The 13365-nt window shown below is 70.4% G+C and carries 10 protein-coding genes; 1 reads left to right on the forward strand and 9 read right to left on the reverse strand.

What is annotated here, in order from left to right; genetic code table 11:
* Nucleotides 1–4: 4 nt before the first annotated feature.
* The 9 genes from lpdA to JNX00_RS13665 form a co-directional block, all read right to left on the reverse strand.
* Nucleotides 5–1453 carry a dihydrolipoyl dehydrogenase gene (gene lpdA, locus JNX00_RS13625; protein WP_204742615.1) on the reverse strand — a complete coding sequence of 483 codons (1449 nt, stop codon included), beginning with the start codon at nucleotides 1451–1453 and terminating at the stop codon, nucleotides 5–7.
* Nucleotides 1454–1463: 10 nt separating this feature from the next.
* Nucleotides 1464–2723, reverse strand: a complete 1260-nt coding sequence (gene odhB, locus JNX00_RS13630; RefSeq protein WP_070400038.1) for a 2-oxoglutarate dehydrogenase complex dihydrolipoyllysine-residue succinyltransferase — start codon at nucleotides 2721–2723, stop codon at nucleotides 1464–1466.
* A gap of 85 nt (nucleotides 2724–2808) precedes the next feature.
* Nucleotides 2809–5700, reverse strand: a complete 2892-nt coding sequence (locus JNX00_RS13635; protein WP_070400037.1) for a 2-oxoglutarate dehydrogenase E1 component — start codon at nucleotides 5698–5700, stop codon at nucleotides 2809–2811.
* Between the two features lie 216 nt (nucleotides 5701–5916).
* Complete coding sequence (locus JNX00_RS13640) at nucleotides 5917–6291, reverse strand: metalloregulator ArsR/SmtB family transcription factor (RefSeq protein ID WP_070400036.1); 375 nt, start codon at nucleotides 6289–6291, stop codon at nucleotides 5917–5919.
* Nucleotides 6292–6388: 97 nt separating this feature from the next.
* Nucleotides 6389–7969 carry a class I adenylate-forming enzyme family protein gene (locus JNX00_RS13645; protein ID WP_204742616.1) on the reverse strand — a complete coding sequence of 527 codons (1581 nt, stop codon included), beginning with the start codon at nucleotides 7967–7969 and terminating at the stop codon, nucleotides 6389–6391.
* Nucleotides 7970–7976: 7 nt separating this feature from the next.
* The gene (locus tag JNX00_RS13650) at nucleotides 7977–8771 is read right to left on the reverse strand and encodes an enoyl-CoA hydratase-related protein (RefSeq protein ID WP_204742617.1); all 795 of its coding nucleotides are present in this window, start codon (nucleotides 8769–8771) and stop codon (nucleotides 7977–7979) included.
* Nucleotides 8772–8782: 11 nt separating this feature from the next.
* A complete protein-coding gene (locus JNX00_RS13655; protein WP_204742618.1) occupies nucleotides 8783–9442 on the reverse strand; it encodes a glutathione S-transferase family protein in 660 nt (219 codons plus the stop codon).
* 59 nt (nucleotides 9443–9501) lie between these two features.
* Nucleotides 9502–11310: an acyclic terpene utilization AtuA family protein gene (locus tag JNX00_RS13660; protein ID WP_204742619.1), complete on the reverse strand. Its 1809-nt coding sequence runs from the start codon at nucleotides 11308–11310 to the stop codon at nucleotides 9502–9504.
* Nucleotides 11310–12296, reverse strand: coding sequence for a tripartite tricarboxylate transporter substrate binding protein (locus tag JNX00_RS13665; protein ID WP_070400031.1), 987 nt, complete (start codon nucleotides 12294–12296; stop codon nucleotides 11310–11312). The genes JNX00_RS13660 and JNX00_RS13665 overlap by 1 nt, the downstream gene beginning before the upstream one ends.
* A gap of 135 nt (nucleotides 12297–12431) precedes the next feature.
* Here JNX00_RS13665 and JNX00_RS13670 point away from each other — a divergent pair, with 135 nt between their 5' ends.
* Nucleotides 12432–13334 (forward strand): LysR family transcriptional regulator, encoded by a 903-nt coding sequence (locus JNX00_RS13670; protein WP_204742620.1) that lies wholly within the window; start codon nucleotides 12432–12434, stop codon nucleotides 13332–13334.
* The last annotated feature ends 31 nt before the right edge of the window (nucleotides 13335–13365 follow it).

A 13365-nucleotide genomic window follows, 5' to 3' on the forward strand; every position in this document is an offset into this window, starting at 1 on the left:
GGTGTCAGAAGTTCAGTGAGCGCTTGTCGACGGCCAGCGCGGCTTCCTTCGTCGCCTCCGACAGCGAGGGGTGCGCGTGGCAGATGCGCGCGATGTCCTCGCTGCTGGCCTTGAACTCCATCGCCACCACGGCCTCCGAGATGAGCTCGCTGGCCATGGGACCCACGATGTGCACGCCCAGGATCTCGTCGGTCGCGGCATCGGCCAGGAACTTCACCATGCCGGTGGTGTCGCCCAGCGCGCGCGCACGGCCGTTGGCCATGAAGGGGAAGGTGCCGGCCTTGTAGGCGGCGCCGCGGGCCTTGAGCTGCTGCTCGGTCTCGCCCACCCAGGCGATCTCGGGGCTGGTGTAGATCACCCAGGGGATGGTGTTGAAGTTCACGTGCCCGTGCTGGCCCGCGATGCGCTCGGCCACCGCCACGCCCTCTTCCTCGGCCTTGTGCGCGAGCATGGGGCCGCGCACCACGTCGCCAACGGCCCAGACGCCCGGCAGGTTGGTGCGGCAGTCGCCGTCGACCACGATGGCGCCGCGCTCGTCAAGCTGCAGGCCCACGCCCTCGGCGTTGAGGCCGATGGTGTTGGGCACGCGGCCGATGGAGACGATCAGCTTGTCCACCTCCAGCGTCTGCGCCTCGCCCTTGGCGGTGGTGTAGGCGATGGACACGCCCTTCTTGCCGGACTTGACTTCGCCGACCTTCACGCCCAGCTCGATCTTCAGGCCCTGCTTGTCGAAGGCCTTCTTGGCTTCCTTGGCGATCTGCTCGTCCACCGCGCCCAGGAACGTGGGCAGGCCTTCGAGGATGGTCACCTCGGCGCCCAGGCGGCGCCAGACGGAGCCCATTTCCAGGCCAATGACGCCCGAGCCGATCAGGCCCAGCTTCTTGGGCACCGCGCCCACGCGCAGGGCGCCGTCGTTCGATAGGATGTTCTCCTCGTCGAAGGGCGCGCCGGGCAGCGCGCGCGCATTGGAACCGGTGGCCACGATGACCTGCTTGCCGATGAGACTCTCCTCGCCGGCCTTGATCTCGTAGCCACCCGTGGAACCGGAGGTTCCACCCTCACCGGGCGGAACGGCCTTCACGAACGAACCGCGGCCGTGGAAGAAGGCCACCTTGTTCTTCTTGAACAGGAACTCGATGCCCTTGTTGTTCTGCTCGACCACGTGGTCCTTGCGCTTGAGCATCTGGCCCACGTCCAGGCTCAGGCCCTTGACCTCGATGCCGTGCTCGGCGAAGTGCTTGCCCGCGTGCTCGTAGTGCTCGGACGACTGCAGCAGCGCCTTGGAGGGGATGCAGCCCACGTTGGTGCAGGTGCCGCCCAGGGCGGCGCCGCCCTTGGCGTTTTTCCACTCGTCGATGCAGGCGACCTTGAAACCCAGTTGCGCGGCGCGGATGGCCGCGATGTAGCCCCCGGGGCCGCCGCCGATGACGATGACGTCGAATTGCTGGCTCATCGTCTCGTCCTCAGATGTCGAACAGCAGGCGCGCGGGGTCTTCCAGCGCTTCCTTCATGGCGACCAGGCCCAGCACGGCTTCGCGGCCGTCGATGATGCGGTGGTCGTACGACATGGCGAGGTAGTTGATCGGCCGGATCACGATCTGGCCGTTCTCCACCACGGCGCGGTCCTTGGTGGCGTGCACGCCCAGGATGGCCGACTGCGGTGGGTTGATGATGGGCGTGGACAGCATGGAACCGAAGACGCCGCCGTTGCTGATGGAGAAGGTGCCGCCGGACATCTCTTCAATGCCCAGCTTGCCGTCCTTGGCCTTCTGGCCGTACTCGGCGATCTTCTTCTCGACGTCGGCGAAGCTCATCTGGTCGGCGTTGCGCAGGATGGGCACCACCAGGCCGCGCGGCGAACCCACCGCGATGCCGATGTCGAAGTAGCCGTGGTAGACGATGTCGTTGCCGTCGACCGAGGCGTTGAGCACCGGGTACTTCTTGAGCGCGTGCACCGCGGCCTTGACGAAGAAGCTCATGAAACCCAGCTTGACGCCGTGCTCCTTCTCGAACTTCTCCTGGAACTTCTTGCGCATTTCCATCACCGGGGCCATGTTGACCTCGTTGAAGGTGGTGAGGATGGCGTTGGTGGACTGCGACTGCAGCAGGCGCTCGGCGATGCGGGCGCGCAGGCGCGTCATGGGCACGCGCTCTTCGGGGCGCTCGCCCAGGTTGGGACCGGCCACCGGCACTTGCGGCAGGGCCTTGGTGGGCGCACCCGTGGGGATCGCCACCGGTGCGGCCACGGCACCGGCGGCTTTGGGCGCGGCCACGGCGGCGAGCACGTCGCCCTTGGTCACGCGGCCATCTTTGCCGGTGCCGGCCACGGAGCCCGCGGCCAGGTTGTTGTCGGCCATGAGCTTGGCGGCGGCGGGCATGGCCACGCCGGCCTTGCTGCTCGACACGGCGGCAGCGGCGGCGGGGGCCGGCGCGGGCGCGGCGGTCGCGGGGGCCGCCGCCGGTGCGGCGGCGCCGGCCACGGCGGCGGTGTCGATGCGCGCGATCACCTGGTCGGCGACGACGGTGGCGCCGTCGCCCTGCAGGATTTCGGTGAGCACGCCGCCGGCGGGGGCCGGGGTCTCGAGCACCACCTTGTCGGTCTCGATCTCGATCAGGATTTCGTCGGCGGACACCGCCTCACCGACCTTCTTTTTCCACTGCAGCAGCGTGGCCTCGGCCACCGATTCGGACAACTGAGGGACTTTGACTTCAACGATTGCCATGTTCTGTTCCGTGCGTTCGTTCTAAGGGGGACGTGTCGGGCGCCTGGCGGCGCGACCGCGAGGCCACGCGCCCGACAGACTGTCTTTACTTGGTCAGGATGAAGCCCTTGAGCTTGCCGAAGGCGGCGTCGATCAGCTGCTTCTGCTGTTCCTGGTGCAGGTGGGCGTAGCCCACCGCCGGCGAGGCCGAGGCCGCGCGGCCGGCGTAGCCGAGCTTCTGGCCCTCGAGCATGTTCTCGTGGATGTAGTGCTGAACGAAGAACCAGGCGCCCTGGTTCTGCGGCTCGTCCTGGCACCACACGATGTCGGCCGCGTTCGGGAAGCGCTTGAGCTCGGCGGCGAAGGCCTTGTGCGGGAAGGGGTAGAGCTGCTCGACGCGGATGATGGCCACGTCCTCGCTGCCCTTTTCCTCGCGCTTCTTGACCAGGTCGTAGTAGACCTTGCCCGAGCACGCGATCACGCGCTTGACCTTCTCGGCCTTCTTCACCACCTCGGCGTTCTGCTCGGGGATCACGGTCTGGAAACCGCCCTTGGTGAACTCGGACAGCGGCGAGGTGGCGTCCTTGTTGCGCAGCAGGCTCTTGGGGGTGAACAGGATCAGCGGCTTGCGCAACGGGCGCACCATCTGGCGGCGCAGCACGTGGAAGATCTGGCTGGCCGTGGTCGGCTGCACGATCTGCATGTTCGTGTCGGCCGCCAGCTGCATGAAGCGCTCCAGGCGGGCCGAGCTGTGCTCGGGGCCCTGGCCTTCGTAGCCGTGCGGCAGCATCAGGGCGATGCCGTTGACGCGGCCCCACTTCACTTCGCCGGAGGCGATGAACTGGTCGATCACCACCTGCGCGCCGTTGGCGAAGTCGCCGAACTGCGCTTCCCACACCACCAGGGTGTTCGGGTCGTTCGACGCGTAGCCGTACTCAAAGCCCAGCACCGCCTCTTCCGACAGGATGGAGTCGATCACCACGAACGGGGCCTGGTTCTCGGCCACGTTCTGCAGCGGGATGTAGGTGCCCTCGTCGTACTTCTCGCGGTTCTGGTCGTGCACGACCGCGTGGCGGTGGGTGAAGGTGCCGCGGCCGCAGTCCTCGCCGGACAGGCGCACCGGGAAACCGCTGGCCACCAGCGAGGCGAAGGCCATGTGCTCGCCCATGCCCCAGTCCACCGGGATGTCGCCGCGGGCCATGGCCGCGCGGTCGGCGTAGACCTTCTTCACCAGCTGGTGCGGCGTCACGGTGTCGGGGATGGTGGTGATGCGCTCGGCCAGGCGGTTCCACTCGGTCAGCGGGATCGCGGTGTCGGCGCTGTCGCTCCACTTCTTGCCCAGGTAGGGGCTCCAGTCGACCGCGTACTTGCTCTTGAAGTTGGTGAGCACCGGGTCCACCGTGTGGCGGCCCTCGTCGAGCGCGGCGCGGTAGGTCTTGACCATGTCGTCGCCCAGCGTCTCGCCCAGGCCCTGGGCCGCGAGGCGGTCGGCGTACAGCTTGCGCGTGCCGGGGTGGGCCGCGATCTTCTTGTACATCAGGGGCTGGGTCAGGCTGGGGGTGTCCTGCTCGTTGTGGCCCAGCTTGCGGAAGCAGACGATGTCGACCACCACGTCCTTCTGGAAGGCCAGGCGGAACTCGAGCGCGAGCTGGGTGGCGAACACCACGGCCTCGGGGTCGTCCCCGTTCACGTGCAGCACGGGCGACTCGATCATCTTCACGATGTCCGAGCAGTACAGCGTGGAGCGGCTGTCGCGCGGGTCGGAGGTGGTGAAGCCGATCTGGTTGTTGATGACCAGGTGCACCGTGCCGCCGGTGGAGTAGCCACGCGTCTCGGCCAGCGCCAGGGTTTCCATGACCACGCCCTGGCCGGCGAAGGCGGCGTCGCCATGCACCAGCACGGGCAGCACCTGCTTGCCCAGGGGGTCACCGCGGCGGTCCATGCGGGCGCGCACCGAGCCCTCGACCACCGGGTTGACGATCTCCAGGTGAGAAGGGTTGAAGGCCAGAGAGAGGTGCACCGGGCCGCCGGGGGTGGCGACGTCGGAGCTGAAGCCCTGGTGGTACTTCACGTCACCGGCGGGCAGGTCCTCGGGCGCGGTGTGGTCGAACTCGGCGAACAGGTCCTTGGGCATCTTGCCCAGGGTGTTGACCAGCACGTTGAGGCGGCCGCGGTGGGCCATGCCGATGACGATTTCCTGGATGCCGGCCTGGCCGGCCTGCTGCACCAGCTCGTCCATCGATGCGATGAAGCTCTCGCCGCCTTCGAGCGAGAAGCGCTTCTGGCCGACGTACTTGGTGTGCAGGAAGCGCTCCAGACCCTCGGCGGCCGTCAGGCGCTCCAGGATGTGCTTCTTCTTCTCGGCGTTGTAGGCCGGACGGGTGCGCGTGGCTTCCAGCTTTTCCTGCCACCAGCGCTTCTGGTTCTGGTCGGTGATGTAGTTGTACTCGGCGCCGATGGAGCCGCAGTAGGTTTCGCGCAGCGCGTTCAGCAGGTCGCGCAGCGACATGGAATCGCGGCCGAAGAAGGTGTTGCTGGTGTTGAACACCGTCTCGTAATCGGCGTCGGTGAAGCCGTAGAACGAGGGCTCGAGCTCGGGGATGTGGGGGCGCTCGGCGCGCTTGAGCGGGTCCAGGTCGGCCCAGCGGGCGCCGACGTTGCGGTAGGCCGCGATGAGCTGCTGCACGGCGGTGCGCTTGCGGGCCAGCTCGGAATCGGCGCCGGAGGCCACCACCACGGTGGTGCCGCCCTGTTTGGCGCGCTCGGCGAAGGCGTTGATGACCGGCAGGTGCGGGACGTCCTTGGCGTTGCTGCCGTCGACCGCGGGAACGTTCTGCAGGGCGTCGAAGTACTCGCGCCAGTTGTCCGGCACGCTCGTGGGGTTGGCGAGGTAGTTCTCGTACATCTCTTCCACGTACGGCGCATTGCCGCCGAAGAGATACGAGTTGCCCTGATAGGCAACGTAGATGTTGCCCGCGTTCGATGGGGTATCGCTCATGGATCCGCTGACCTCCGTCTTCCTCGGGAAGACATTAGCTGGTTAAGACAACCTTCCGCGACACGGCTGGACCGGTTGGCGGATGCGACAGTGACTGGGAAGGACCTGACTGCGGACGGCATTGTGCCACCGCCCCGCGCCAAGGGGGCGATCATGGGCCAAAGCCCACGCCGATACTGTGACGGGTGGTGAAGCGGGCGTGACCGGCGGGCGTGCTCAGGGCGCCACGCGCGGCGACAGCCGCTCGGACGCCGGCACCGAGGCCGGCTCGTCCATCTCGATCGCGATCTGGGTGCAGACGGTGCGGCACAGCATCACGGCCTTCTCGCTCTGCACACGGTAGAACACCTGCGTACCGTCCTTGCGCTTGGCGAGCACGCCCGAGCGGTAGAGCAGGTTCAGGTGCTGCGATAGGTTGGGCTGGGTGGTGTCGATCTCGCGCAACAGCTGGGAGACCGACTTTTCCTGGTCGCACAGGGCGCTGAGGATGCGCAGCCGCATGGGGGTGGAGAGCACGCCGAAGAGTTCGGCGGCGAGTTCAAAGACCCGCCCTTTCTCGACCTGGGCATCACTGGCGATCATGTCGGCCATGGCATCCGCGCTTGGTTGGAAATATAAGCATGGATGATAGCCCTGGCCCCCGGCCCCCGCCTAGCCAGCCCGTCAGGGCCTGCGGCGGGAGGCGCGCTCAGCCGCCATCGCCCGCCAGCGCCTGGCGCAGTTCGCGCTTGAGCACCTTGCCCATGGGGTTGCGCGGCAGCGCCGGCATCACCGCCCAGCGGCGCGGCACCTCGTGGCGGGCCAGGTGGGCGCGGCACCACTCGCCCAGGGCCTGCGTGTCCAGGGTGTGGCCCGGCGCCGGAACGACGCAGGCGGCCACCTCCTCGCCCAGCCGTTCGTCGGGTACCGCCACGACGGCCACGTCCGCGATGCCAGGGAAACGCATCAGCGCGGCCTCCACGGCGGCCGAGGACACTTTCAGGCCGCCGCGGTTGATCACGTCCTTCACGCGGTCGATGAAGCGCAGCAGCCCGTCCCCGTCGGCCACCACCAGGTCACCGGTGTGCAGCCAGCCGTCGCGGAAAGCGAGCGCGGTGGCCTGTGGGTCCTCGAAATAGCCAGCCGCCAGGCTGGGGCCGCGGAACAGCAGCTCGCCCGGGGTGCCGGGCCCGACCGGCCGCCCCGCCCCGTCCACCACGCGCAGCTCGCAGTGCGGCATGGCCTGGCCCATGAGGCCGGCCTTGGCTGGCAGCCAGTGCGGCGGCAGGTAGGCGCCGGCCGGACCGCTCTCGGTCATGCCCCAGACGTGCACCTGCTCCATCCAGGGCCAGCGGACCGCCGCGCGCCCGATGAGGGGCGCCGGCATGGCCGCGCCGCCGTAGGCCAGGCGCCGCACGCGCCGCAGGCCCTCGGCGCCGCGCTCGGCCTCGGCCAGCATGAGCTGGATTACCGAGGGCACGCCGTGGTAGACGGTGGTGCCTTCGGCGTCGGCCAGGGCCAAGCGCTGCGCGCTGTCCAGGTGGTGCTCCATGACAAAACCCGCGCCATGCACCCAGGAGGACATGCAGCCCAGGTTCAGGCAGGAACTGGTGAAAAAGGGAAACGCGCCCTGGTAGAGGTCACCGGCCACCAGCCCCACCGCGGCGCCCATGGCCAGGCCCGCATGCAGCAGGCTGCGGTGGGTGTGCACCACCGCCTTGGCCTGGGCCGTGGTGCCCGAGGTGAACAGCAGGCAGGCGGGTTCGGTGGGCGACACGGGCGGGCCAGCCGCCTCGGCCAGCCCCGGTGCCGACCCGTCCAGGGTCGCCGGCCAGGCGGGTTCGGGCCCGTCCAGCAGCGCCAGGGGAACACCGCTGGCCGCCGCGAGGCGCGGCGCGCTGGCGGCCAGGCCAACCACCAGGCGGGGCCGCACCAGGGCCAGGGCCTGGGCCAGCTGCTCGTCGGACCCGCGGGTGCTGAGCGGCACCACCACCGCGCCGATGGCCCAGCAGCCCAGCGCCGTGAGCACCGCCTCGCGGCCGGCGTCGTTGTCCAGGTAGACAACCACGCGGTCGCCGCGCGCCACACCCCGGCGGGCCAGGCCCTCGCCCACGCGGCGCTGCCAGCGCGCGAGCTGGGCATAGCTCAGGCGCTCGCGGTGCCCGGCGGCGGCGCGCGCGGACAGGGCGATGGCCGAGGGCCGCTGCAGCGCCCGCCGATCGATGAGCGCGCTCACGCTCAGCCCCTGCAGCTGCGCGGGCGATGGGGGCTCGAAGTCGGGACCGGCCATCGCTGCCTCAGCGACCGGTGAACACCGGCGCGCGTTTCTCGCGGAAGGCGTTCACCGCCTCCTGGTGGTCCTGGCTGCGGTTGGACAGGGCCTCGTAGGCGAGCGAGGCGTCCATGATCGAATGGGCCAGTTGCTTGAGCCCGATGTTCACGGCCATCTTGCTCCAGCGGATGGCCTTGACCGCCCCACCCGCCAGCCGATCGGCGAACTGCGCCACGCGCGCGTCCAGATCGGCCGCCGGCACGGCGTGGTTGATGAGCCCGATGCGCGCGGCCTCGGTGGCGCTCATCAGGTCACCGGTCATCAGGTACTCCTTGGCGCGCGCGTAGCCGATGAGCTGCGGCCAGATCACCGCGCCGCCGTCGCCCGCCACGAAGCCCACGCTGACGTGCGGGTCGCCGATCCTGGCGGTCTCGGCGGCGAACACCACGTCGCAGAACAGCGCGATGGTGGCGCCCAGGCCAGTGGCGTGGCCGTTGAGCTTGGCCACCAGCGGCTTCTCGCAGTCCAGCAGCGAGTAGACGATCTGCTTGCCCTCGCGAGCGGTGGTCTCGAAGGCGCCCGGCTCGTCGATCATCTTCTGCATCCAGTCGATGTCGCCGCCAGCCGAGAAGGCGCGGCCCGCGCCGCCGAGCACCACCACGTCGCTGTCCGGGTCGCCCGAGGCCTCGACGAAGACGCGCGCCAGCTCGGCGTGCATGCGCTCGTCGATGGCATTGAGCTTGTCGGGCCGGTTCATGGTGATCTCCAGCACGCGGCCCCGGCGCGCGAACTGAAGCGACGAATAGCTTGAAAAGTCCATGGGTTCCTCGCTCAGGCCGCGGCGCGGTAGACGTTGAGTTCCAGTTTTTCGCGCGCCATGGCGGCCGCCACCGGCGCCGACGCGGCCACGCGCTGCGCGTGCGCCCACAGCGCCGGCAGGCCCTGCGGGTCGATGCCCGCGTAGCCACCCCAGCGCAGCAGGGTGAGCGCGTAGGCGTCGTGGAAGGACGGCCGCTCGCCGAACCAGAACGGCGTGGCCTGCGCCACCCAGCCCTGGATGCGCTCCAGGTGATCGCGGAAGCGCTTGGTGTTGAAGCGCTTGAGCTCGGCGTGCACGGCCTCGTCCTCGGCGAACAGGTGGGGCTTGAAGACGTGGGCGAAGGTGGGGTGCGCGGTGTTGTTCATGAAGGCGAGCTGCGACATGGCCTGCGCGCGCGCCCAGGGGTCGGTGGGCAGCAGGCCCACCTGGGGGAAGCGGCGGTCCAGGTAGTCGGCGATGGCCAGCACCTGGGTCAGCGGCCGGCCCTCGGCCACCAGCACGGGCACCTGGCCCAGGGGGTTGAGCGCCAGGTGCGCGGCGCTCAGGTGCTCGCCCTTGTGCAGGCGCACGGCGTGCGCCGCAAAGTCCTGGCCGATCGCCGCCCGGATGGTTTCCAGGCCGGCGTGGACCACGAACGAGCAGGTGCCCGGGCCATAGTGAAGTTCCAGCATGCAATGTGTCCTTGGTGGGGCCCGGGCGGTGCCGGGCGGGTGGGAAGCGTTCGCCGGCCTCAGAGGTCCAGGTCGTCGGGCACGGGGATGTCGAACTCCAGCAGCTGCTGGGCCATGCCCTTGCCCATGGGGTCGGGGCGCAGCGAGCTGGGGCCACCGCCGTCCAGGGCGCCGTCCAGCACGAAGTTCAGGGCGTGCAGGCCGGGCACCGCGTGGCGCACCACGGCGCCCTCGACCAGGTGGGCCAGGTAGGCCTTCACCGCCTCGGCGCTCAGCGCCGCCTCGATGAAGGGCAGGAAGGCCGGCCGGCGCGCGATGACGGCGATGTTGGAGGTGTTGCCCTTGTCGCCCGAGCGGCCCCAGGCCAGGCGCACCAGTGGCACGCGGCGCCCGCCGGTCGCGGTCGCGGTCGCGGCGCGCGGGGCCGCGGCCGGCGCCTCGGCCAACGGCGCACCGGCAGGGATGGGCACGCTCACGCACTGCCCGTCCAGCGTCACGCGCGGCGGCGCCAGCCGCGCCTTGTCCACCAGGCAGGTGAACAGGCGGTAGCGCGGCTCCACCACGGGCCGGCTGTTGAACATGAGCGCGCTGCCGGTGGTGGTGCCGGGCGCGAACGACACGCCGGGCACGCGCGCCTCGCGCGAGAACAGTTCCAGGGCCTCGCGGCGCGGGTGCGTTGCCGCCACGCGCGCGATCGCCTCGCGCAGATCGAAGGCGCGCGCGCGCGGGCCGTAGCCGTCCTCCGCGCCCACCACGCCCACGGCCACCTTCTCGAAATCGCCCAGGCCGCGCGCCAGCGCCATGGCGCGGGCCCGGCCGAGCAGCGCCTCGCCGGTGCGGCGCGCCTTGCGCACCGCGTCGATGCCGAACACCGGCAGCTGCGCCACGCAGCGGTAGCCGTCGAGGTAGGCGGCGGACAGCTTGTAGTGCGGGCCGGGTGCCTGGCCGCGCGCGCCACGCACCACCACGCGGTCGGGGCCGGCCTCGGTGACGGTGACGCCAGTGAAATCGCAGCAGACGTCGGGCAGCCGGTAGCGGGCCGGGTCGCCCACCTCGTACAGGATCTGCTCGCTGACCGTGCCGCGCGTGACCAGGCCACCGGTGCCGGCGGGCTTGCTCACCACGAAGTGCTCGGCGCCGTGGCATTCGATGACGGGGTAGCCGATGTTTTCCCAATCGGGCACGGTGTGCCAGTCGGTGTGGATGCCGCCCGTGGCCTGCGGCCCGCACTCCAGGATGTGGCCCGCCAGCGAGCCCATGGCCAGGGCGTCGTGGTCGTCTGGCGTCCAGCCGTACTCGTGCATCAGCACGCCCAGCGTGGTCGCGCTGTCGACGATGCGCCCGGTGACCACGATGTCCGCGCCCATCGCCAGGGCCCGCGCGATGGGCAGCGCGCCCAGGTAGGCGTTGGCGCTCACCAGCTCGGCCGGCATGGCCTCGCCGGTGTAGAAATCCACCACGCCCGCCGCGCGCAGCGAGGGCATCAGGTCCAGGCAGTCGTCGCCTTCGACGCAGGCCACCGTCAGCTGGGTGCCCAGTTCGCGCTGCAGCCGTCCGATGGCCTGGACGCAGCCGGCCGGGTTCAGGCCGCCCGCGTTGGCCACCAGGCGGATGCCGCGCTGCTGGCAGGCCGGCAGGATCTCGCGCAGCGTGAGCTCGACGAACTCGCTGGCCCAGCCGGCCGCCGGGTCGCCCTGACGGGTGTGGGCGAAGCTGGAGAGCGTCATCTCCGCCAGGTAGTCGAACACCAGGTACTGCATGCCCGGCACCGCCACCAGCTGGCGCGGCCCGAGGATGCTGTCGCCGACGAAGGCACAGGCGCCGCCGATGGTGACGGTCTTGGCGGTCTTGGAAGCGGTGCGGTTCATCAGTCGGCGCTCAGTCCCAGGCGGCGCACGATCTGGCCAGCGGTGTCGACCTCCTCGCGCAGGAAGGCGCTGAACTCGGCCGGCGTGCCGCCGATGCCCTCGGACCCCTTGCGCGCCAGCCGCTGCTGGAACTCGGGGTTCTTCATCACCTGGGCGATCTCGCGCGACAGCTTGTCCACGATGGCGGGCGGCGTGCCCGCCGGCGCCAGCAGGCCGGCCCAGGCGTAGGTCACCAGCTCCGGGTGACCCAGCTCGCCAATGGTGGGCACGGCCGGCAGCTGCGGCGAGCGCTGGTGGCTGGTCACCGCCAGGGCGTGCACCGCGCCCTTGGCGATGTGCGGCTCCATGGTGGGGATGGCGTCGAAGCTGAACTGCACGCGGCCGGTCAGCAGGTCGCCGCGCGCCTCGTTCGAGCCCTTGTAGGCCACGTCGAAGGCGCCGCGCAGGCCGGTGGCGACAGCGAAGCGCTCGCCCAGGATGTGGTTGGCCCCCCCCTTGCCGCTGGTGGCGTAGCTCAGCGGCGGCTGGCCCTTCTGGCCCAGGGCGACGAAATCCTTGAAGGCGCCCGGCATCTGCGGCGCGGCCACCAGCACCAGGGCCGTGCGCGTCATCAGCGACACCGGCACCAGCGACTGCGGCGTGTAGGGCAGCTTCTTGTAGAGCGACTGGTTGATGGCGTAGGCGCCGATCACCACGCCCAGGGTGTAGCCGTCGGGCGCCGACTTGGCCACGGACTCGGTGCCGATGATGCTGTTGGCCCCGGGCTTGTTGTCCACCACGATGGTCTGGCCCAGGCGCGCCGACAGCTCCTTCATCACCTCGCGGGTCATGTCGTCGGTGTTGCCGCCGGGCGGGTACGGCACCACCACGCGCAGCGGCCGGTTGGGGTAGCCGGCGTCGGCCTGGGCGGCGGCGCCGGTGCAGGCCAGCGCGGCCGCCGCCAGCAGCAGGCAGCGGAAGCGCAACGGGATCGAGGCGGGGGGCATGGCTTGTCTCCTGTCGTTGTTCATGGGCACTGTCGCCGGGCCATTGTGGAAGCGCCCTCCCCCGCATGGATGGCGAAACAGGGGTTTTCTGATAACGTTTTGGAATCGCAGAACAGCGCCGCCAAGGCTCGCCCCATGCAACTCAAGGACCTTCAGGCCTTCGCCCGCATCGCCGAGCACGGCAACCTGCACGCGGCGGCCGACGCCCTGGGCCTGACGCAGCCGGCGCTGTCCAAGTCCGTGCGCCGGCTGGAAACCGAACTGGGCGTGCGCCTGCTGGAGCGCCTGCCGCGCGGCGTGGCCCTCACGGCCGCCGGCCGCCTGCTGCACGAGCGCGGCCGCTCGCTCGCGCGGCTGGTCGACGACACGCGCGTGGAGATCGCCGACCTCAAGACCGGCCAGTCGGGGCAGTTGCGCGTAGGCGCGGTGCCCACCATCCTGGACACCAAGCTGGCGCCGGTGCTGGCGCAGCTGCTGGGCGGCGACGACCCGCTGCGCTTTTTCGTCAGCGTGCAGCTCAGCGGCGGCCTGCTGCGCGCGCTTCAGGCCGGCGAGCTGGATTTCGCGCTCGCCGCCATCCCTGAGCCGGTGCCGGACGGGCTGTCCTGCCTGCCGCTGTGGCGGCAGGAAACGCACATCGTGGCGCGCAAGGGGCACTGGCTGCTGCGCCGCCCCGGCACCCTGGACGACCTGCGCCAGCAGCCCTGGCTGCTGCCGCCGCGCGGCATCATGACGCGCACCTGGGTCGAGGCCCTGTTCGCGCAGGCCGGCCTGGACAAGCCGCGCATGATGGTGGAGGCCGACGCCTCGCCCGGCCTGTTCGCCACGCTGATCCGCAAGACCGACCTGCTGAGCGCCATGACGGTGGACACGCTGGCCTCGCCCATGGGCGCGGGTCTGGCCACGGTGGCCTCGCCGCAGGGCCCCTGGGTCACGCCCCTGGGCCTGTTCTGGCGCCGCACGGCCTACTTCTCCAAGCCCATGGAGCGCTACCGCGACCACCTGCTGGCCACCCTGGCCGAGCCCGCGCCCGCCTGAACGGGCGCGGCGGGCCGCAACGGGCGGCCGC

It is taken from the genome of Hydrogenophaga sp. YM1 (genome assembly GCF_016903055.1).
GTDB lineage: Bacteria > Pseudomonadota > Gammaproteobacteria > Burkholderiales > Burkholderiaceae_C > Hydrogenophaga > Hydrogenophaga borbori.